We start from the raw sequence: 19,984 nt of genomic DNA, 5'->3' as shown, positions 1-19,984 counted from the left end.
GGCGGCCTTTTCGCAGGCTGCGGGATGCCGCGCGCGGGAATCCGAGCACGCGAATGAGTCAGCTGCCCGATCGGGTTCGCCCTCCCGGTTGATAGTTCAACTCAGGCGCTGCAACAATCCCGGTCCTGGCTCGTCGCCACCCCTCTCGATCCCCCTGGCCGACCGCCCTGCAAGGCTTGTCGGCAAGCGCGCAATTCGAATCACGCGAATTCCAGATTCACCAATCCCCCACACGTCCGCACAGAGCATGACTCCGGCGTGCCTTTGTCGCCACGACCGGCGCGGCAGTAAAGAAGGTGCATGTGTCACGGCACTCCCTGGGACTCGGCGGGCCTTTGCCCCCCTACGGCACGGTCCCCGAAGCGGTGGACCGGCGAACGGTGTCCCGCCAGCCCGCGTACCAGTCGTTGCGCCACGCCCACCGGCGCTTCGGCGTCCGGGCCACGGCCGTCGCCGTCGGCGGCTTCCTGCTGTACGTCCTGTTGTCCAGCTTCGCGCCCGGCCTGATGAACACCTCCGTGAGCGGGCACCTCACGCTCGGACTGGCGCTGGGCCTCGGGCAGTTCGTCCTGATGGGCGTGATCGTGTGGCGCTACCTCGCGCACGTGCGCACCCAGGTCACCCCGGTGGTCCGCGGGCTGCGCGGCCTGGTCCGCCACCACGGGGCCGCCGAACGCGAACGCGCGGCCTTCGAGGCGCGCACGGCCCCCCGTGACGAGGAGTTCCGCCCATGGTGACGCTCGGCGCCTCCGTCGTGGACCGCCTCAGCCTCCAACTGACGCTCGTGCTCTTCCTGTCCGTGGTCGTCGTGACCCTGTTCACCGCGTTGCTGACCGCACCCCAACGCGACGAGATCGGCGAGTTCTACCTCGGCAACCGCGCCATGTCCCCGCTGCGCAACGGGCTGGCGATGTGCGGCGACTACCTGTCGGCCGCGACCCTCCTGGGCAGCACCGGACTGGTCGCCCTGACCGGCTACGACGGACTGCTCTACCTGTGCGGCACCGCGGTCGCCTGGACGATGGTCCTGCTGCTGATCGCCGAACCCCTGCGCAACACCGGCAGGTTCACCCTGGGCGACACCCTGGCGCTGCGCCTGTCACGCATGCAGCGGCCGGTCCGCCTCGCCCTGGCGCTGTGCACGCTGGCCATCGCGACCCTCTATCTGGTGGCCCAACTCGTCGGCAGTGTCGCCCTGTTGACCCAGTTCACCGGCACACCCAGCACCGCCACCCGCACCCTGTGCGTCATCGTCATCGGCACCATCGTCATCGTCTACGCCGCCATCGGAGGCATGCCCGGCGCCACCTTCATCCAGGTCGTCAAGGCGGTCATGCTCATCTGCGGCGTCACCGTGGCCGTGGTGATGGTGCTGCACCGCTTCGACTGGAACGTCGAGAACCTGCTCGCCGCGGCCGCGGACAACAGCGGCCAGGGCACGCGCTTCCTGGAGCCCGGACTGCGCTACGGAGCCAGTGCCACCAGCAAACTCGACTTCTTCAGCCTCCAGTTGGCCATCGTGCTCGGCCTCGCCGCCCTCCCGCACGTGATGATGCGCCTCCTCGCCCCGAAGTCGGTCGACGTCCTGCGCACCTCGGTGGTGTGGGCCATGGGCCTGGTCAGCTTCGTCTGCCTGGGCGCCGGCATCCTCGGCCTCGGCGCCACCGCGGTCCTGACCAGCGACACCGTCGCGGAGAACGACCGCACGGGAAACGCGGCCGTGCTACTGCTGGCGCACGAGCTCGGCGGCGCCGTCCTGACCGCCCTGCTGTCCTGCCTCGCCTTCGTCACCCTCCTCGCGGTCGCCGCGGGCCTCACCCTGGCCGCAGCCTCCTCGCTCGCCCACGACCTCTACGGCGAGGTGATCCGCAAGGGCAGGGCCACGGAGACGGAGGAGCTGGCCGTGGCCCGGCTCGCGGCGGCCGTCATCGGTGTCCTCGGCATGCTGCTCGCCCTCGTCTCCTGGGGCGCCAACTCCGCCACCCTGGCCTTCCTCGCCTTCGCCATCGCCGCCTCCGCCCTCCTGCCGACCCTCGTCTACACCCTCTTCTGGCGACGGTTCACCGCGCAGGGCGCTCTCCTCAGCCTCTGCGGAGGTCTGGTCACCTCGGTCCTGCTCGTGGTCTTCTCCCCGGTCGTCTCGTCCGCCCCGGCCTCGCTCTACCCGGAATCCGATTTCGCCTGGTTTCCCTTGCAGAATCCCGGAATCGTCTCCATCCCGGCCGGATTCCTCCTCGGCTGGCTCGGTTCGGTACTCACCCGTCCCGAAGCGGATGAGACATACGAGGACTTCGAAGTGCGCGCCCTTGTCGGAGTCGACTAGCCGATTTCCCCCGACTTCTCCGGTAAGCGTGTGGTGAACGCGTGGATATTTCGTCGACAGCGGAGCACGGCTTGCGGCGACAACTCCCGTGCAGTAATTAGGTGATGCATGAACTTGTTCAACCGTGGCACCATGTTCCGTCGCACGGACCGCACGGAACCCGCCGACGATTCCCAGCCCCCCACCGGGTCGTCGGCCACTGCCACAGCCGTCCTGCCCGATCCGGGACTTGCGGCACTGACCGGGGAATGGGCCATCGACCCCGCACACAGCAGGATCGGCTTCTCCGTACGCCACGCCATGGTGACCACCGTGCGCGGGGCGTTCCTGGAGTACCAGAGCCGCCTCTACTTCGACGGCCGTGACCCGTCCCGTTCGAAGGCCGAGATCATCATCTCCACCGGCAGCGTCGACACCGGCGTGGAACAGCGCGACGGCCATCTCGTGGGACGGGACTTCCTGGACGCGGCGACCTACCCGCGCATGCGGTTCGTCAGCACCGGCGTGGACGTCGTCGGACCCGACGTGTACCGGATGACCGGCGACCTCACCATCAAGGCGACCACCCGCCCCGTGGTCCTGGAACTCACCTACATAGGCCATGTCACCGACCCGTTCGGCTACCAGCGGGCCGGCTTCGACGGCACGACCACCATCAACCGCTCCGAGTGGGGCCTGACCTACAGCACCAGGCTCGCCGAGGGCGGTGCCATGGTCAGCGAGAAGGTCCGCCTGCAGTTCGACATCGCCGCGATCCGCACACCCCCGGCCGGCTGACCGACCCTAACGCGCACAAGGAGCGGGCCACGACCTCGGACGAGTTCGTGGCCCGCTCCAGTGCTCCCGGAGCCGTCAGCGCCCGCGCACCAGACCGGCCAGATAGCGCCACAGCGAGGAGCGCGGCCGTACGGCGGACTCGTCGGCCGGGGCGGAACCGGCCGTGGCGGGCAGCGGTGGGAGCGGGGGCACCGGCAGGGCGGGCGTGCCCGAGAGCGTGTACCGCACCGGGAGCGACCGCAGACCGCGCATGAACGGCGAGGAACGCCAAGGCAGTTGATCGACCGGCAACGACAACTCCAGCCCGGACAGCCGCTCGAAGAGCCTGCTGACGCCGATCGCCGCCGCGCCCCCGGCCAGTTCCCGGGCCGGGCACTGGCGCGGACCGGCACCCCAGGACAGATGGGCCCGCGTGCTGATGGTCGACTCGGGGCAGACCTTCCCGGCGAAGGCCGGATCCGCGTGCGCGGCACCGACCGACACCCACACCGGATCGCCCGCCGCGATGGTGTACTCGCCGAGCCGCATGTCCTTCACGGGGAACCGCGGCACGAAGTTGATCAGCGGCGGCTTCTGCATCACCACCCGGTTCATGGTCTCCCTGATGAGACCCGCCGACAGGCTGGCGCTGGAGGGGAGGTTCCCGGTGATGACCTCGACGACCGTGTTGGAGATCAGGATGCCGACATGGTCCGAGGTCATCCCGAGCAGCATCATCAGCTCGCGCGACAACTCCTCGACGCTCAGGCCGGGATGGGAGGCGAGCAGATAGGAGGGGAAGTCGTCGCCGGGCTCCTTCATCTTCCACGCGCCGAGCTCCGACAGCGTGGCCAGCAGCCGCTCCAGGGCGGGCCCCGCGTCCGGACCGGCGTCCAGCACCCGCCACATGTCCATCAGCGCGTCGTCGTGCTGCGAGCCGGGGAAGCCGAGCAGATGACTGGCGACCATGAGCGGCAGCGGCCGCGAGAACTGCGCGGACAGATCCGCCCAGCCGGTGCGGCCGCCCTGGGTGAACAGCGAGATCAACTCGTCGGCGTCCCGGGTGATCTGCGCCTTCAGCCGCTTGGCCACCGGGTGTCGGGGGTCCTGGAAGGGCCGCAGCGCGGTGTCCCAGGCCACCTTCAGCCCGCGGTAGCCCTCACCGCCCTGGATCAGCACGTGGTTGACGTCCAGCGACGGCGCGAGCGGCCAGTCCTCGGGCAGCCGCCCCTCCCTGCGCGCCCGCCAGTTCTCCAGCCCCTTCGGCCAGGCGTGGTCGTCACGGAGGACCTCGTACGCCTCCTCGTACCCCAGCACGAGCCAGACCGGCACCCCCAGCAGGTCGACCGGCGCGACCGGGCCGTGCGCCCGGCGCAGACGCTCGTACACGATCGCCGGATCCCGTTCGTAGTCGCGGGTCATGAGCGGTTCGAGGCTCATCGACTCCAGCGACTCGTGGCCGGCCGCCGATCCACTGTTCAGTTGAACCCCCATGGCTTCCTTCCCTCGCTCAGGCGCTACGCCAGAGTAATGTGACCCCCTGCGCTGCCCCCATGGCGGGGGGTGATTATCGGGCCGGCGCTTCGGGAGGGCGGCGCCACGGCGAACGGCACCGCCCGAGGACGGTGCCGCTCCTGTGCGAAGTCGCCCGCTACGGCGTCCACTTGATGTTCGGGTTGACGTTGCCGGTCCAGTTGAAGACGGCCATGTTGTCCCAGCCGTTGCCGCTGTTGTTGATGTCGGCCGGGTCCCACCCGTTGCCCTTGACCGCGTACCAGGTGGGCTCCCAGTAGAAGACCCCGATCGCGCCGTTGCTGCGGGCCGCGTTCTGCACAGCGGTGAAGTTGTCCGCCTGGCCCTGCCAGCTCAGCGGGTAGCCCGAGCACCCGCTCGTGATGGAGTTGGCGGTGCCGTCCGCGTTGGCCGAGGTGAACGGGTAGGCCGTCTCGGCTATGACGACGTCCTTGCCGTACCGCGACTTCATGTCGGCCACGACACTGCCCATGTTGGCGATCGTGCCGTGCCACGGGCAGTAGTACGACAGCCCGGTGATGTCCCAGTTGACGCCCTTGGCCTTGATGCCGTCGTAGAACCAGCGGGCGTTGGCGTCGCTGTCGGCGTCGGCGGTGTGGATGATCACCTGGGTGCCGCTGTTGCACGCCTTGGTCGCGTTGTAGCCCGACTTGAGCAGCAGACTGAGGTTGGTGAAGTCGTTGTTGACGACCTTGCCCTCGTTCCACAGCATGCCGACGTTGATCTCGTTGCCGACCTGCACGCTGTCCGGGGTCGTGCCCTGCGACTTGAGGCTGTTGCAGACGTCGTACGTGTAGTTGTAGACGTCCGTCTGGAGCTGGCCGATGGTGTGGCCGGCCCACGCGGCGGGCTTGTTCTGGTTGCCCGGGTCCGCCCAGGTGTCGGAGTAGTGGAAGTCGACCAGCAGCTTGAGCCCCTTGGCCTTCACCTGCTTCGCGTACGACAGCACCTTGGCCTTGTTGTTGTAGCCGCTGGCGGGGTTGTTCCAGACCCGCAGGCGGACGTAGTTGACGCCGAGGCCCTTGAGGATGTCCAGCGGGTCCCTGGCGGTGCCGCTCGCGTCGTAGTACTTGGCCCCGAGGTCGAGGGCGCGCTGGGCGGTCGACACGTCGGCACCGCGCATGGTGAGCGTCCCGGCGGCGGAGGCGCTGGTGGACGTGGTGAGCAGGGATGCGGGCAGGGCGAGTGCGGCCAGGAGTATGGCGGCCCTCACGAGGCGACGCGGACCTTTGACGGTCATCCCGACCTCCTTGTCTGACATGACCATGTGGATGTGTTCCGTGAACGTTCACAGTAGGAGGTGCGGTTGTGGCTGTAAATACATGTGCCTTCAGCATTTCCACGAGGTTAGAGAGGTGGGCGACCTGCGGATCAAGTGTGTACGTACACAGATATCGGGAGAGTGCCCCGGATCTCACGGCGTGCGGAAGCCGCGGAAGACCACGTGCGTCCGGGTTTCGAAGCCGAGCCGTTCATAGAGCGCGATCGCGGCGGTGTTCGCCTCGGCCACGTGCAGGAAGGGGCGGTCGTGGCGGGACAGGATGCGTGCGGCGAGCGCGTTCACCAGGCGGGCCGCGTGGCCTTGTCCGCGTGCCTCGGGGGCCGTGCAGACGGCGCTGATCTCGGCCCACCCGGGCGGCCGGAGCCGTTCGCCGGCCATGGCGACGAGCCTGCCGTCGACGCGGACGCCGAGGTAGGTGCCGAGTTCATGGGTGCGCGGCCAGAACGGTCCCGGTCGCGTCCGGGCGACGAGGTCCAGCATCTCGGGCACATCGGCTGCGCCCAGTTCCACGACACCGGTGTGGGTGTGATCGGCTCCGCCGTTGCCGGGCCGGATCATCTGACGTCCTTCGAGGACGAAGACCGGCTCCCAGTCCGGCGGCGGGGTCGCCTCGCCGCTGAACATGTCGGCGAGCCGGCCAGGACCCAGCAGCCGGGCCAGGTCGTCCCAGTCCGCCGCCTCGGGAGCGGGGGCCACCGCGGAGAAGGTCGAGACGTCGGACGGATAGGTGGCGGCGCGACCGCGTCGGCGTGCCAGAGCCGTGTGGGGGCCGCGCAGTGACTCGCCCACCGGATCGTCGAGTACCGCGGCATCCCCGCTCGTCATCCTGCTGTGCCTTTCTCGTACCGGCTCGTGAGCTCGGGAAATGCTATGTCGCCCATCGAATTGCCGACGGTGGGTGGTGGGTGGGATACGGGCCGGCCGCGTCACCGGCCGCGTGCTCAGGTCAGGTTCAGGCCGCCGTCGAGCACGATGACCTCGCCGGTCAGGTAGTCGCTGCCGATCACCGACGCCACCAGGTCGGCCACGTCGGCGGGCCGGGCCGGGCGGTGCATCGGGGCGCGGTCCCGCCACAGCTCGTGCGCCTGTGCCCAGTCCTTCGTCATCGGCGTGTCCACGAGTCCCGGCGCCACCGCGTTCACCCGTACGTCGGGCCCGAGCGCGGCCGCGAGCAGCCGGGTCACGTGGTTCAGCGCGGCCTTGCTCGCGGCGTACGGCACCGAGGACCCCTTGGGCCGTACGCCGGCGTGGCTGGTGATGTTGACGATGCTGCCGCCCCCGGGGGAGCGTCGTAGCGCCGGAAGGGCCGCGGTGCACAGCACCCAGGGGGCGATGAGGTTGACCTCCAGCAGTCGCCGCCAGTCCGCCGGAGTCGCCGCCGCGAGGTCGGCGTGCGGGATGGGCCAGCTGATGCCCGCGTTGTTCACCAGCACGTCCAGCCGCCCGAAGTGGCCCAGCGCCCGCTCGACGAGCCCCCGGGCCTCCTCCTCGACGCCGAGGTCGGCCTGGACGTAGGCTCCGCCGAGCTCGGCGGCCAGCGCCGTCCCTGCCTCCGTGCTCTGGCGTGAGTGCACGACGACCCGTGTCCCGTCCGCCGCGAGCCGCCGTACGACGGCCTCGCCGATCCCCGACGTGGACCCGGTGACCAGGGCGACGGGGCGGTCGCCCGCTTCGATGCTCATGACAGTCGATCTTGTCACGGCACGTCCGTGGCAGGTCCTGGGGGAGGAGCCGTCAGAGGACCGGCCCGGTGGCCGCCGCGGCGGCCGACCGTCCGCGTCCCCAGGCGGCCAGCGGCTCGAGCGCGTCGTTGAGGCGTTCGCCGTCCTCGGTCAGGGAGTACTCGACGCGGGGCGGCACCTCGTCGTAGGAGACGCGGCGCACCACGCCGTCCGTCTCCATCTCGCGCAGGTGGGAGGCGAGCACCTTCTCGGTGACCCCCGGAAGCAGCCGGCGCAGCTCGCCGAAGCGGCGGCAGGGGTGCTCGTGGAGCGCCCAGAGGATCAGGACCTTCCACTTGCCGCCGATCACCTCCATCGCGGTGTCGATCCCGCAGATGTGTCCGTCCGGCGCGCCCGGCCGGTTCAGCGTCGTCATGCCCCACCCCTTCGACGTGCTCGCTCACCTCAGGGTAACCACCCACTCCGAAGTACGTACTTGATCACTCACCGGCTGGTGACCAGCCTGAACGGCATGACACAGAACACCGTTGAGAAGACCTCCCTCTCCCTGCTCGGTCTCGGCGCGATGGGCGCCGCGCTGGCCCGCACCTGGCTGGCCGCCGGCCATCAGCTCACCGTCTGGAACCGGACTCCCGGCCGTGCCACGCCACTTGCCGCCGAGGGCGCCAAGGTCGCGGACAGCGCCGCCGAGGCGGTCGCCGCGAACACCCTGGTGGTGGTCTGCCTGCTGGACGACACCTCGGTCGAGGAGGCGCTGGCCGGCGTCGACCTCACCGGCCGGGACCTCGTCAACCTGACCACCGGAACCCCCGCCCAGGCCCGCGACCGCGCCGAGTGGGCCCGCCGGCGAGGTGCCCGCTACCTGGACGGCGGGATCATGGCCGTCCCGCCGATGATCGGAGTCCCGGAAGCCGGCGGATACGTCTTCTACAGCGGCTCGCAGGACCTGTTCGAGAGGCACCAGGAAACCCTGGCGGTGCCGGTCGGCACCGAGTACGTCGGCCAGGACGCGGGCTTCGCCGCGCTGCACGACGTGGCCCTGCTCAGCGCCATGTACGGCATGTTCGCCGGAGCCGCCCACGCCTTCGCCCTGATCCGCAAGGAGGACATCGACCCCGCGTCCTTCGCCCCGCTGCTCGCCGACTGGCTCGTCGCGATGGCCCCGGCCGTCCACCGGACCGCCGAGCAGCTGCGCAACGGCGACTACACCCAGAAAGTCGTCTCCAACCTCGCCATGCAGGTGGCCGGAACCCCGACCTTCCTGAGCACCGCCGAACAGCAGGGCGTCAGCCCGGAACTGCTGCGCCCCTACTTCGCGTTGATGCGCCGCCGACTGGCCGAGGGCAGCGGGGAGGAGGACCTGACGGGCGTGATCGACCTGCTGATCCGCTGACGGCCGCGGACCGCCCCGGGCTCCCGGCCGTGCGGGTGCGCCCGGGCTCCCCGCACGGCCGGCCCCGTGTCACGGCTTGATGCCCACTCCGGCCCACGCGCTGACCTCGGCGTCGGTGAGCTCCGGGCCCGAGCCCTGAGGGTCGTCCGGGCGCCAGCGGTGGGTCAGGGAGATGCCCGGGTCGAGCAGGTCGAGGCCCTCGAAGAAGCGGGCGACCTCCGCCTGGCTGCGGACCTGGGCCCGGGTGCCGGCGGCGGCGTAGATGCCGACGAGCTTCTCCCACAGCTCCGGGGCGAAGTCGCCCGTGCAGTGGCTCACGGCCAGCGCGCTGCCCGACGGCAGGGCGTCCAGGAGCCGGGAGACGATGCCGTACGGGTCCCAGTCGTCCGGCACGAAGTGCAGGATGGCGTTGAGGGACAGGGCCACGGGCCGGCCCAGGTCCAGGGTCTTGGCCAGCTCGGGGGAGTTGAGGATCGCCTCGGGGTCGGTGAAGTCGCCCTGGACGTACGCCGTGCGGCCCTCGGGCGTGTTGCGCATCAGGCGCTCGGCGTACTTGAGGACCAAGGGGTCGTTGTCGGCGTAGACCACCCGCGCCTCGGGCGCCACGGACTGCGCGACCTGGTGCAGGTTCGGCTCGGTCGGGATGCCGGTGCCGATGTCCAGCCACTGGCGGACGCCGTACTCCTGCGCCAGGACGCGGGTGGCCCGGTGCATGAAGGCGCGTATCTCACGGGCGCACGTGAAGATGCCGGGGTAGGTGGCCGCGACGGTCTCGGCCGCCTGCTTGTCGACGTCGAAGTGGTCCTTGCCGCCGAGGTAGTAGTCGTACATGCGGGCGGAGTGGGGCCGGCTGGTGTCGATCTCCCGTGCGGCGGGGGAGTTGGTCATCCTGTCCCTTTCAGGTCGTGTGCGTGGGGGTGTCGGGCAGGTCGCTGCCGGGGCAGGTCCGGCTCGGGTCGTGGGTCGGGCCGGGGGTCAGCCGGCCGTCAGATGGTCCGCGAGGCCCCGCTTGACGCCCGCGACGAACGCGGCGATCTCCTGCGGGGTGTAGATCAGCGCGGGACCGGCCGGATCCGTCGACTGCCGCAGTGCCACCCGGCCGTCGGCCAGGAGCTTGGTCTGCACGCACTGGCCGCCGTTGGGACCGCTCCACGGGGACTCCCAGCCCTGCTCGCCGAGGTCCGTGGCCGGCATCCCGTTGTAGACGTGACAGTCGGTGCTGGTCATGAGTACTCCTTGCGCATGCGGTTCAGGAGTGCCTTGCTGTCCGCGTCCGAGGTCAGCAGGGACATGCGGTTGTGCGCCTCCAGATGCGCCGACACCTCGGAGCGCTGGTCCAGGTACATCGCGCCGGAGAGGACCTCGGTGTAGACGATGTCCGGCAACTCCCGCTCCTCGAAGCGGAAGTAGGTGAACGGGGCGCACGCACCCACATGGGCGCCGGCGGTGAACGGCACGACGTCGACGCTGACGTGCTCCAGTTCCGCAACCTCCAGGAGCCGTTCGATCTGCTCCCGCATGACCTCGGGGCCGCCGACCACCCGGTGCAGTACGGCCTCTTCCATCACCACCCACAGTGTGGGCGCGTCGGGTCTCTCCAGCAGGCTCTGGCGGCGCAGCCGCAGGTCCACGCGCCGGCCCAGGTCCTCGTCGGCCTCACCCGGGAAGCCGCCGCGCAGGACTGCGCGCGCGTAGGCGCGGGTCTGGAGCAGCCCCGTGACGTAGTGGGGTTCGTAGGTGCGCAGGGTCCTGGCCCCGGCCTCCAGACTGACGTAGGCGCTGAACCAGTTCGGCAGGACGTCCCGGTACGTGTGCCACCAGCCGGGTTCATTGGCGCGCTCGGCGAGGGTGACGAACTCGTCGATCTCCTGCCGGTCCGCCCCGTAGGTCTCCAGCAGCTTCTCCACGTAGAGCGGCTTGAGGGCGACCTCGGCCTTCTCCAGGCGGCGGATGGTCAGGGACGTCACCCTGAGCGCCTTGGCCGCGTCGTCCAGCGAGGCCCCCGCGCCCTGCCGCCGCTCCTGCAGCCGCCGGCCCAGGATCATGCGCAGCACGGTGGGAGCACTGGTGCCACCCGTGCCCGTACGGCCTTCGCTCACGTCCTGACCTCCTGAGGGGCTGTCACCGGCACGAGCCTGACAGCAACTTGCTGACGCCACCAGGCGGATATCGGCTTTCTGAAATTATCAGGGAGCTGGTTGCAGGTTGAACTTGGGTGCGAGCATAGTTACTTGTGTGACCCGTGCCGCCGAACGCGCGCACAGTGACGTCAACCGTCCCTACCCTCGGGCGGGTTGGCAAGCCCCCGTCCCCGATGCGTCTCGCCCGGCCGCGCCGCCGCCCCCACGGAAGGCCAACACCGTGTCCCCCCACACGACCACGTACCCTCAGCTGTTAGACGCCGTGGACCAGGAACGAACCCACTGGATCGAACTTCCCGCGCACCGCTCCAGCATCGGGGTCGCCCGCCGCTCCGTCGGGACCCGGCTCAAGGCCTGGAACCTGCCGGGCGAGCTGTGCTCGGACGCGGTACTCCTGCTGTCCGAACTGGCCACCAACGCCGTGTGCCACACCCTCAGCGCACGCATCCTGTGCGGCATCGGGCTGGTCACCGACTCGATCCTGCGGCTGGAGGTCCACGACCACGACCATTCGGGCCCCACCCTCCGCCGCTGCCGCGCGGCCCTCGACGACGAGGGCGGCCGCGGACTGTTCCTGGTGGAGGAACTCGCGGACACCTGGGGGGTGGACCGCTCCAGACTCACCGGCGGCAACGCGGTGTGGGCGAACTTGTCGGCTTGAACTAGCTCTTGGTGGGCGTGAGTTCGGCGAGCAGCAGGGTCCGGTCGTCCGCGCCGGCCGGATCCGAGGGGGCGTGCAGCAGCCGTCGGCACAGGGCGGGGAGCGGGTCGTCTTCGACGGTCGCCGCGTCGAGCGCCCGGGCGAGGCGGGCGATCTCGTGGTCTATGTCGGCGCCCCGGGACTCGACCAGGCCGTCGCTGTAGAGCACGAGCAGCGTCGGGTCGTCGATGTTCAGCACAGTCGGCTCGTAGGTGCCCGCGGCGAGGCCCAGCGGCAGGCCCGCGCCGACCAGCGTGACCGGAGCGGTACGACCGTCCGGTCCGCGCAGGAGCGGGGGAGGATGCCCGGCGCCCACGAGGGTGCAGGTGCGCCGCCGGGGGTCCCACTCGGCGTAGATGCAGGTCGCGAAGGAGGCGCCCGGGGTGTCGCTGGCGAGCGCGTCGAGCCGCCGTATGAGATCGGCCGCGGGGATGTCGAGACCGGCCAGCGTGCGTACGGCGGTGCGTAGTTGGATCATCGCCACGGCGGACTCCGGGCCGTGCCCCATGGCGTCCCCGACGATCAGACTGACCCGGTCGCCCGGCCGTCTCAGGACGTCGAACCAGTCACCGCCGATGATCGAGCCCTGTCCGGCGGGCAGCGAGCCATGGGCGATGCGGCAGCCCTCGACCTCCTGGATCGTGCCCGGCAGCAGGCTGTTGCGGATGGCCAGGGCGGTGCGGCGCTCGTGCTCGTAGCGGCGCGCGTTGTCCAGGGCGACCGAGGCGCGCGCGGCCAGCGACTCCACCGCCGCGACCTCCGCGGTCAGGAACGGTCCGCGGTCCGGTCCGCGGGAGCAGGCGACGAAGCCGATCGCCCCGCCCCGCAGCCGCAGCGGCACGACGAGGAAGGAGCGCGTCTTGAGGAGTTCGCCGATGCGCGCGTCCGTACCCGCGGAGGCGGCGAGCCGCTCGGCCGTGTGGTCGTCGACCGAGTCCAGCAGCTGCGCGTGTCCGTCGACCAGCGCGCGGGCGTACGGGGTCTCGCGGGGGAAGACGATCACCTCGCCGACCGGCAGGGTGCGTTCCCACGACTCGGGCGCGTCCGTGCCCACCCGCAGGGCCAGTCGGCGCGCCTCGATCTGGGCGGGGTCCGCGCCGGCGTAAGTGGTCTCCTCGCGCCGCCACCGTTCCAGCAGATACAGGGACGCCGCGTCGCAGAAGCCGGGCGTCAGCGCGTGCACGACATGGCTGCCGGTCAGCCCCAGGTCGAGCTCCGAGCCGATGACGTCGGCCGCGGGGGAGAAGGCCGAACGACGGGGCTGGGCCCTGGTGGTGGGGGTGTCGTCGGAGCGGCTGTGCGGTTCGTTCCGCAGGGTCGTAGTGCCTTTCCGGGTGGGGGTCCGGGCGCCCGGCGGCACGATCGATCGCCGGACGTCGAAGGGCAACTCTATGATGGGGCGTCAAGTACCTTGGTGGGAAAGGACGTTCTGGTGACCGACAGGGATGCTCTGCCGCCCGGGACCGATCCGGACAAGGCGAGCGTAGCCCGGATGTACGACGCCTTGCTGGGTGGGGAGCACAACTTCGCCATCGACCGGGAGGCGGTCGCGGCCGTCACGGCCATCGACCCCCAGGTGCGGGCGCTGGCCCGGGCCAACCGCGCCTTCCTCGGCCGGGCCGTGCGGTACCTGGCCGCGACCGGTGTGCGTCAGTTCATCGACCTGGGCTCGGGCATCCCGACGCAGGGCAACGTCCACGAGGTGGCCCAGGCCGCGGCCCCCGAGGCCCGGGTGGTCTACGTCGACAAGGACCCGGTGGCCGTCGCCCACAGCACCACCCTGCTCGCCGACAACCCGCGCGCGGACATCGTCGACGCCGACATCCGGCGGCCGGCCGATGTCCTGTCCGCACCGCAGGTGCGCAAGCTGATCGACTTCGACCAGCCGGTCGCCGTGCTCATGGTCGCGATCCTGCACTTCGTCACTCCCGAGGAGAACCCGGCCGGCATCGTCGCCGCCTTCCGGGACGCCCTGCCCGAGGGCAGCTGGCTGGCCCTGTCCCACGCCACCAACCAGGACCGCCCCGACACGGCCGCCGCGGTCACCCAGCTCTACCGCTCCCGGGCCACCTCACCCGTCACGGCCCGCTCCCACGACGAGATCCAGGGCCTGTTCGCCGGGTTCGACCTGACGGAACCCGGCCTGGTCCACGTCCCGCTGTGGCGGCCGGACGAGGGCGAGGACGTCCCGGAGAACCCGTCGGAGTACTGGGTGTACGCGGGAGTCGGCCGCAAGAGCGGGTGACGCCGGGGAGGGACCGCTGCCGCCCCGACGGCACGCCCAGCGCGGTCAGAAGGACGACACACCGGCAGAACAGAACCGCGCGGTCATCGGACCGTTCCGCTCAGCCGGCGCCGGGCCTCGCGCCTGGTGGTCGTGCCGCTGAGCCAGGGCAAACGCGGAGCCCCGTCGACAGGTTGGTGTCGACGAGGCTCGGCGGGGACGGGACTACCGGCGGCTGCCGCCGACGGCGATGAGGCCGGTGACCTTGGATCCGGTCAGGTTGTCGTAGACGACCTCTCCGCCGGACTTCTTCCAGATCCTGAGGTGGAAGGTGTCAGGATTGTCGGTGGCGGTGACGCGGAAGCCGTATCCGCTCTTGCCGTCGACCGTGCCGGACCCCTGTTGGACGGCCTGCGAGCCGGTGACCACGAGCCAGTCGGAGCCGGTGGAACGGAACTTCAGCCCGGCCCGGCCGAAGTCGAAGGAGACTTCGCCGACGGGTGCGACGAAGCCGGGCAGGTAGGCCGCGCCGAAGGAGAAGGCCGCCTTGCCCGTCAGGCCCGGCTGGGCGGGGTAGGCGCCGGCCGGGGAGGTGAGGACACCGGCGCCGAGCGCGGGACCGGCGGACCGGTCGTAGACGATCAGCTCGGGAAGCGTCCTGCGGTCCGAGGCGCCGTCGTCGTCGGTGACGGTGATCACCGGACGCCGGATCCCGGCCTTGGTGTAGACGTGCTCGGCGCGGCAGCCGGACGCGCTGACCGTGCCGGACTGCGGCGCGCTCCCGTCCTTCCAGTCGACCACACAGGTGTGGGTGTCACTCGTGCCCGGGTCGGTGAACTCGGTCGTGACGACCGCCCGCTTGCCGACCGACATCGGGGACTGCGGACCTGCGGCCGAGACGATGGCGGGCGCCGCGTTGGCCACCTTCACCGTCGCCGTGTCCCTGCTGCGGCCGCCCGTGAGGGTGACCGTGTAGGTGCCGTCGTCGGTGCAGGTGACCGTCGTTGCGGCCGAGCCGGGGTCGGCGAAGGAGCAGGGCGCTCCCGCCTCGACGGCCCACTTCGGGCTGCCCGCACCGGAGACGGTCCCGTGCAGCGCGATCGCGTCGCCTTCCGTCCCGCTGCCGTCCGCACCGGCGTGCACGACGGTCACCGGATCGACGCCCGTCAGGGTGGGCACGACCTTCTTGATCAGGCCGTCGGAGTCGAACTCCAGCTTGTCGACGGTGGTTTCGCGATGGGTGCCGTCACCGCCGGGGATGGCGAACCGGTGGTAGGCGATGTACCAGTCGTCGGTGTTCGGCACCTGGACGACCGAGTGGTGACCGGGACCCTTGATGCCGAGCGAGAGGTCCTTCTCCAGGATCACGCCCCGCTTGGTCCAGGGACCGGTGGGGGAGGGGCCGGTGGCGTACGCGACGCGGTAGTTCTCGTCACGCGTGTCGTTCTCCGACCACATGAGGTAGTAGGTGCCGTCGCGCTTGATGACGAACGAGCCCTCGTTGTAGCCGCTGGGCGTGATGTCCTTCATCTTCGTGAGGTCGAGGGAGGTCATGTCGGCGTTCAGCGGGGCCACGTAGGCGTGCCCGTTGCCCCAGTAGAGGTACGACTGCCCGTCGTCGTCCGTGAACACGGCCGGGTCGATCATCTGGCCGCTGAACTGGCCCGCCTTCAGCAGCGGTCGGCCCAGCGCGTCCTTGAACGGACCGGTCGGCGAGTCGGACACCGCGACCCCGATGTTGGCGTCGGCGCAGAAGTAGAAGTAGTACTTCCCGTCCTTCTCGGCGATCGTCGGCGCCCAGGCCCGGCTGTCCGCCCATGAGATGTCGGGACCGAGGTCGAGGATGACCCCGTGGTCCTTCCAGTGGACCAGGTCGGTGGAGGAGTACGCCTTGAACTGCGTACCGCTCCAGCCCTCGAAGCCGTCGGTCGTCGGGTAGAGGTAGAAGGTGTCACCGAAGCGCACGATGTTCGGGTCGGCGTTGAGACCCGGCAGGACCGGGCTCCTCATGACGAGCGCCGAGACCGTCCAGGTGCGCTTCTTGCCGTCCGAACCGGTCACCTCGTACGTCACCGGCTTGCTGAAGTCCTGCACGCTGCCCGAGGCGGGGCTGATGGCCGCGCCGTGCGCGAGGGTGAACTCCGGTGCCAGCGCGGTGAGATCGGTGCCTTCCTTCATCGGCAGGGTGACCTTGCTGTCCGTGTCGTCGACGATGGCGTCGACCTTCAGCGCCGGGTGCGTCGCCTTGGCGATGCCCGCGGTGTTGCCGCTGAGCTCCATGACCTCCGCGGCCGTGAGGGCCCGGTCGTAGACGCGGAAGTCGTCGACCTCGCCGCCGAAGGCCGGGTCGCCCGCGTACAGCGACCTGCCGATGTAGCCGCTGTAGTCCTTGTGCGCGTCGTACAGCTCGGAGGGCTTGATGGTGGTCGTCGTACGGGCCGCCTCGACGCCGTCGACGTAGAGGACCATCCTGCCGGTCGCCCCGTCGAGGGTGACCGTGACGTGCCGCCACTCGCCGGGCGTGAGCTGCGAGCCCGCCGTCAGCTTCGACTCCGCCGACCAACTCGCCTTCGTGATGGCCGAGTAGAGGCTGTTGCCGCCGTTGGCGGGCGTGGCGAACAGGTACTTGTTGCTGTCCGGGCCGAGCCCGAACAGCCACTGGAAGCTGCTGCCGCCCTTCCACTTGGCGTACGTCGACACGGTCACGCTGTCCGCGTTCTTCAGCACACCGTTCGGGATCCTGACGTACGGCGAACCCGTCGCGTCACCCGACATCTTGAAGGAGCCACCCTGCACGCCCGTGGCGAAGGCGGGCGTCCCCACGTAGGTGCCGTGGTAGCCGTGGCCGCTGGAGTCGACCGCGATGTTGCCGCCCGTCTCGTCGAAGCCGTAGTGCAGGAGCAGGTCGGCCGGGACGTCGGGGCCCTGCTCGGAGACGGTGACCTCGGCCCGGACCGGGATCGCCGCGCCGTCGGGCAGTCTCCCGGTGACCGTGAAGGTGCCGGCCTGGGCGTAGTTCGACGCCGGGACGTCCTCCCAGGAGACCGCGACGGGACGCTTGACGCCGTCGGCGTACGTGGCGATCACGGTGGCCGGCAGGACCGGCGCCTGACCGATCCGCGTCTTCACCGTGATGTCCTCGACGCGCTCGACGAGCTGGTCCGGCTGGTAGGCGCGCAGCAGGCGGTCGTACTCGGCCTGGGTGACCGGCAGGACGGTGCCGTGGCGCGGCTTGGCCGGCAGGTCGTAGTCGGCGACCGGGGTCCACCTGCCGGAGTCGAGGTCGGTCGTCTCGAAGGGGATGTAGCCGCGGCCGCCGAACTCGTCGAGGAACGCGTACCACTTCTCCTCGGTGTTCGACTTGAAGACCAGCGGCCCCTCGGCGGCGTTCATCGCGCCCTTGCCGATGCCCTCCGCGACCGCGGTCCAGTCGCGGTTCAGGATCGAGTCGCTCTTCTCCTCGAAGATGAACTTGCTGTTGGGCGTCGAGGAGGTGTTGTTGCGCTCGTCCTTCGACAGGCGGTAGTAGGTGCCGTTGTTCTGGATCATCGTGGAGTCGATGACCGAGTAGCCGCGGTCGATCCAGACCTTGGGCTCGCTGAACGTGTAGAAGTCACGGGTGGTCGCGTACATCATGCGGTTGTACGTGTCGCCGGAGTGCGCCGCGTTGTCGTACAGCTTCGACGCCCAGAAGACCACGTACTCACCGAGCTCGCTGTCGTAGTACGCCTCGGGCGCCCAGGTGTTGCCCGCGCTGTCCGGGGAGACCTTGACCAGTCGCTGGTTCGTCCAGTGGACCAGGTCGGTGGACTCCCAGACCATGATGGACTTGCTGCCGGTGCGCTGGGACGCGTCCCAGTCGCCGTTGCCGTAGATCCTCAGGTCGGTGGCGATCTGGTAGAACTTGTCGCCCTCGGGGGAGCGGATGATGAACGGGTCGCGCAGGCCCTTCTCGCCGAGCGTGGAGGTCAGGACGGGCTTTCCGTCGTTCAACTCCCGCCACTTCATGGGGTCGTCGCCCTTGCTGAGCGCGGCGTAGAGCTGCTCGCCGTCCGAGGTGCCCTCACCGGTGAAGTAGCTGAACATGTAGCCCCTGAGGGCTTGCTTCGCGGGGAGTTCGGGGACCTTCGCGGTGAACGTGCGGGTCGCCTTCGCGTCGCCCTTGGTGACGGTGGCGGTGAGTTCAGCGGTGGTGGCGCCGTCGCCGTGCGCGGGGCGGTGGACGACACCCTCCGCCGAGACGACCGCCGGGTTCGCGGAGGACCAGGAGACGCTCGTGCCGTACTCGCCCGTCGACGGCAGAGTCAGATTGCCGCGTACGTCGTCGAGGTTGTGGACGGTGAGGTTCTCGATTGCCCGGTCGGTGGCCGTCCGGTCGTCGAAGTCAGGCAGGACCGTGATGTCGAAGCTCTTGGTGTCGGTCGCGGAACCCTTCTTCAGGGTGGCCGTGAGCGTGGCACGACCGTCCGGTTCACCGGCGGCCGGGCGGGTCACCTTGCCGGAGTCGGACACCACACCGGGGTTGTCGCTGGCCCAGGTGATCGTCGACCCCCCGGCGGTACCGGACCTCGGGAGGACCAGGTCGGCCGTGACCGCGCTCGTGTCACCCAGGCTCAGCGAGGCCTTGTCGGCGGCGACGCCCTCCGCCGCGATCGGCAGGGTCAGCTCGTCGACCTCGGCCGGCTCCAGGGCACGGTCGTAGACCCGGAAGTCGCGGATGCGGCCCTTGAAGAGCTTGTCGCCCGAGTAGACCGACTTGCCGATGTAGTTGGCGGTGGTGGAGCCGGCGCCGATGGAGCCGGGTGTGATGGTGACCGCCGTGTTGCGGCCGACCTCGACACCGTCCTCGTACAGGATGCCGGTGGTGCCGGTCTGGGTGTAGGTGAGCTGCTTCCACACCCCGCGGGTCAGGTTGTGCGAGTCGGCGGGCCTGGTGGTCTGCTCGGTCGACCAGTTGCCGGTCGCGATCGAGGTGCGCAGGGAGTTGCCGGTGGCGAAGAGGTACCCGTTGCCGTTGCCGCCGCTGGAGTTGCCGAAGCCGTAGAGGAAGTACGGCGTGCTCTGGGTGGGGTCGATCAGCACGTCCGTGGAGACGGTGATGGAGTCCATGCCCTTCATGACGTCGTCCGGCACCTTGATGTAGGTGTCGGATCCGTTGAAGGCGAGCCCTCGCGCCGGGTCGGACCAGTCGGCGGTCCCGTTCACCGTGCCGTTGCGGCCGTGGCCGGAGGCGTCGGTGACGGTAGTGCCCGAGGCGCCGTCCAGCTTGTACCAGAGGGCCAGTCCATCGGTGATGGCGGCCGTGTCCGCCGCCTGAGCGGGGACCAGGGGCGCGGCGAGGCCCAGGAACAGTGACGCGGCGGTCAGACCGGCGAGGCGGCCCGCCCGGCGTCTCGCGCGGGCGCGCGGACGTGCGAGGTACGTCATGTGGGGTTCCCTGCTGAGGCGTGGAGGCGTGGAGGCGTGGAGGCGTGGAGGCGTGGAGGCGTGGCGGGGCCTCGGCCTTGGGCACCCTGCCGTTTCGGCTGTGTGACGTCGTGTTGCGAGAGTGTCAATCGGGTCCCACGGGAACGTCAAGAGGTTTCGAACGATGTCCGACTAGTCGAACGCACTGCTCTGCGGTCCTCAACCGTCGGCATGCTCCGACACGTTGGGGGAATTCGAATGGCACGGGGCTAAATGACCTCAGTCATTCGAAGGGATGGACACCCATGCTGGCCATCATCTCAGCGGTCCTGTTCTTCATCTCCTTTCTGATCAACGCCGCGGACATATCGACCAACGACACCTTCACCTCGACGAACTTCATGCTGATCGGCCTCATGGTGCTGGCGCTTCACCTGGCCGGCATCGGCAGCGGCTGGAACGTGCGTGGCCGCAGGTCGTGAGCCCGGTCAGGAGCGGGGCAGCCTCCCGATGCGGGGGGCTGCCCCGTTCTGGCGCGCGGGCG

General features: G+C 69.9%; 17 protein-coding genes. 7 read left to right on the top strand and 10 right to left on the bottom strand.

Annotated elements, in window-relative coordinates:
• The first annotated feature begins 302 nt into the window (after window positions 1-302).
• The 3 genes from ABZ098_RS35345 (at window position 303) to ABZ098_RS35335 (ending at window position 3,100) form a co-directional block, all read left to right on the top strand.
• Window positions 303-737, top strand: a complete 435-nt coding sequence (locus tag ABZ098_RS35345; RefSeq protein ID WP_356597825.1) for a DUF485 domain-containing protein — start codon at window positions 303-305, stop codon at window positions 735-737.
• Entirely contained in the window at window positions 731-2,323 is a 1,593-nt protein-coding gene (locus ABZ098_RS35340; RefSeq protein ID WP_356597824.1) for a cation acetate symporter, read from the top strand. Before ABZ098_RS35345 ends, ABZ098_RS35340 begins: the two co-directional genes overlap by 7 nt.
• A 108-nt stretch (window positions 2,324-2,431) precedes the next feature.
• On the top strand, window positions 2,432-3,100 hold the full coding sequence (locus ABZ098_RS35335) for a YceI family protein (protein WP_356597823.1): 669 nt from the start codon (window positions 2,432-2,434) through the stop codon (window positions 3,098-3,100).
• A 75-nt stretch (window positions 3,101-3,175) separates the two neighbouring features.
• On the opposite strand, the gene ABZ098_RS35330 is transcribed toward ABZ098_RS35335, so the two are convergent.
• The 5 genes from ABZ098_RS35330 to ABZ098_RS35310 all read right to left on the bottom strand — a co-directional run bounded on the left by ABZ098_RS35330 (window position 3,176) and on the right by ABZ098_RS35310 (window position 7,991).
• The gene (locus ABZ098_RS35330) at window positions 3,176-4,573 is read right to left on the bottom strand and encodes a cytochrome (RefSeq protein ID WP_356597822.1); all 1,398 of its coding nucleotides are present in this window, start codon (window positions 4,571-4,573) and stop codon (window positions 3,176-3,178) included.
• 157 nt (window positions 4,574-4,730) lie between these two features.
• Entirely contained in the window at window positions 4,731-5,852 is a 1,122-nt protein-coding gene (locus ABZ098_RS35325) for a glycosyl hydrolase 53 family protein (protein WP_356597821.1), read from the bottom strand.
• A 174-nt stretch (window positions 5,853-6,026) separates the two neighbouring features.
• Window positions 6,027-6,719 (bottom strand): GNAT family N-acetyltransferase, encoded by a 693-nt coding sequence (locus tag ABZ098_RS35320; protein ID WP_356597820.1) that lies wholly within the window; start codon window positions 6,717-6,719, stop codon window positions 6,027-6,029.
• Window positions 6,720-6,835: 116 nt separating this feature from the next.
• Complete coding sequence (locus ABZ098_RS35315) at window positions 6,836-7,576, bottom strand: SDR family oxidoreductase (RefSeq protein WP_356597819.1); 741 nt, start codon at window positions 7,574-7,576, stop codon at window positions 6,836-6,838.
• 52 nt (window positions 7,577-7,628) lie between these two features.
• Window positions 7,629-7,991 (bottom strand): helix-turn-helix domain-containing protein, encoded by a 363-nt coding sequence (locus ABZ098_RS35310; protein ID WP_356597818.1) that lies wholly within the window; start codon window positions 7,989-7,991, stop codon window positions 7,629-7,631.
• A gap of 96 nt (window positions 7,992-8,087) precedes the next feature.
• Here ABZ098_RS35310 and ABZ098_RS35305 point away from each other — a divergent pair, with 96 nt between their 5' ends.
• A complete protein-coding gene (locus tag ABZ098_RS35305; RefSeq protein WP_356597817.1) occupies window positions 8,088-8,969 on the top strand; it encodes an NAD(P)-binding domain-containing protein in 882 nt (293 codons plus the stop codon).
• Between the two features lie 69 nt (window positions 8,970-9,038).
• On the opposite strand, the gene ABZ098_RS35300 is transcribed toward ABZ098_RS35305, so the two are convergent.
• From ABZ098_RS35300 to ABZ098_RS35290, 3 genes are all read right to left on the bottom strand, one after another.
• Complete coding sequence (locus tag ABZ098_RS35300; RefSeq protein WP_356597816.1) at window positions 9,039-9,857, bottom strand: SAM-dependent methyltransferase; 819 nt, start codon at window positions 9,855-9,857, stop codon at window positions 9,039-9,041.
• 87 nt (window positions 9,858-9,944) lie between these two features.
• On the bottom strand, window positions 9,945-10,196 hold the full coding sequence (locus ABZ098_RS35295) for a DUF397 domain-containing protein (protein ID WP_007379642.1): 252 nt from the start codon (window positions 10,194-10,196) through the stop codon (window positions 9,945-9,947).
• Window positions 10,193-11,068: a helix-turn-helix transcriptional regulator gene (locus ABZ098_RS35290; RefSeq protein ID WP_356597815.1), complete on the bottom strand. Its 876-nt coding sequence runs from the start codon at window positions 11,066-11,068 to the stop codon at window positions 10,193-10,195. Before ABZ098_RS35290 ends, ABZ098_RS35295 begins: the two co-directional genes overlap by 4 nt.
• Before the next feature lie 304 nt (window positions 11,069-11,372).
• Here ABZ098_RS35290 and ABZ098_RS35285 point away from each other — a divergent pair, with 304 nt between their 5' ends.
• Window positions 11,373-11,771, top strand: a complete 399-nt coding sequence (locus ABZ098_RS35285) for an ATP-binding protein (protein ID WP_356597814.1) — start codon at window positions 11,373-11,375, stop codon at window positions 11,769-11,771.
• A gap of 1 nt (window position 11,772) precedes the next feature.
• Here ABZ098_RS35285 and ABZ098_RS35280 read toward each other — a convergent pair whose 3' ends face one another.
• Complete coding sequence (locus tag ABZ098_RS35280; protein ID WP_356597813.1) at window positions 11,773-13,197, bottom strand: SpoIIE family protein phosphatase; 1,425 nt, start codon at window positions 13,195-13,197, stop codon at window positions 11,773-11,775.
• A 45-nt stretch (window positions 13,198-13,242) separates the two neighbouring features.
• Here ABZ098_RS35280 and ABZ098_RS35275 point away from each other — a divergent pair, with 45 nt between their 5' ends.
• A complete protein-coding gene (locus ABZ098_RS35275; RefSeq protein WP_356597812.1) occupies window positions 13,243-14,055 on the top strand; it encodes an SAM-dependent methyltransferase in 813 nt (270 codons plus the stop codon).
• Window positions 14,056-14,259: 204 nt separating this feature from the next.
• On the opposite strand, the gene ABZ098_RS35270 is transcribed toward ABZ098_RS35275, so the two are convergent.
• Entirely contained in the window at window positions 14,260-19,461 is a 5,202-nt protein-coding gene (locus tag ABZ098_RS35270; protein ID WP_356597811.1) for a family 43 glycosylhydrolase, read from the bottom strand.
• A gap of 284 nt (window positions 19,462-19,745) precedes the next feature.
• Here ABZ098_RS35270 and ABZ098_RS35265 point away from each other — a divergent pair, with 284 nt between their 5' ends.
• Window positions 19,746-19,922 (top strand): hypothetical protein, encoded by a 177-nt coding sequence (locus tag ABZ098_RS35265; RefSeq protein ID WP_356597810.1) that lies wholly within the window; start codon window positions 19,746-19,748, stop codon window positions 19,920-19,922.
• The last annotated feature ends 62 nt before the right edge of the window (window positions 19,923-19,984 follow it).

It is taken from the genome of Streptomyces sp. NPDC006335 (assembly GCF_040612795.1).
Classification (GTDB): domain Bacteria; phylum Actinomycetota; class Actinomycetes; order Streptomycetales; family Streptomycetaceae; genus Streptomyces.
This window is presented reverse-complemented; position numbering and strand designations above follow the sequence as displayed.

Coding starts and splice junctions, on each gene's coding strand:
- ABZ098_RS35300 (WP_356597816.1), bottom strand. CDS start 9,857: ATGACCAACTCCCCCGCCGCACGGGAGATCGACACCAGCCGGCCCCAC.
- ABZ098_RS35295 (WP_007379642.1), bottom strand. CDS start 10,196: ATGACCAGCACCGACTGTCACGTCTACAACGGGATGCCGGCCACGGAC.
- ABZ098_RS35320 (WP_356597820.1), bottom strand. CDS start 6,719: ATGACGAGCGGGGATGCCGCGGTACTCGACGATCCGGTGGGCGAGTCA.
- ABZ098_RS35325 (WP_356597821.1), bottom strand. CDS start 5,852: ATGACCGTCAAAGGTCCGCGTCGCCTCGTGAGGGCCGCCATACTCCTG.
- ABZ098_RS35270 (WP_356597811.1), bottom strand. CDS start 19,461: ATGACGTACCTCGCACGTCCGCGCGCCCGCGCGAGACGCCGGGCGGGC.
- ABZ098_RS35310 (WP_356597818.1), bottom strand. CDS start 7,991: ATGACGACGCTGAACCGGCCGGGCGCGCCGGACGGACACATCTGCGGG.
- ABZ098_RS35335 (WP_356597823.1), top strand. CDS start 2,432: ATGAACTTGTTCAACCGTGGCACCATGTTCCGTCGCACGGACCGCACG.
- ABZ098_RS35265 (WP_356597810.1), top strand. CDS start 19,746: ATGCTGGCCATCATCTCAGCGGTCCTGTTCTTCATCTCCTTTCTGATC.
- ABZ098_RS35305 (WP_356597817.1), top strand. CDS start 8,088: ATGACACAGAACACCGTTGAGAAGACCTCCCTCTCCCTGCTCGGTCTC.
- ABZ098_RS35315 (WP_356597819.1), bottom strand. CDS start 7,576: ATGAGCATCGAAGCGGGCGACCGCCCCGTCGCCCTGGTCACCGGGTCC.
- ABZ098_RS35330 (WP_356597822.1), bottom strand. CDS start 4,573: ATGGGGGTTCAACTGAACAGTGGATCGGCGGCCGGCCACGAGTCGCTG.
- ABZ098_RS35340 (WP_356597824.1), top strand. CDS start 731: ATGGTGACGCTCGGCGCCTCCGTCGTGGACCGCCTCAGCCTCCAACTG.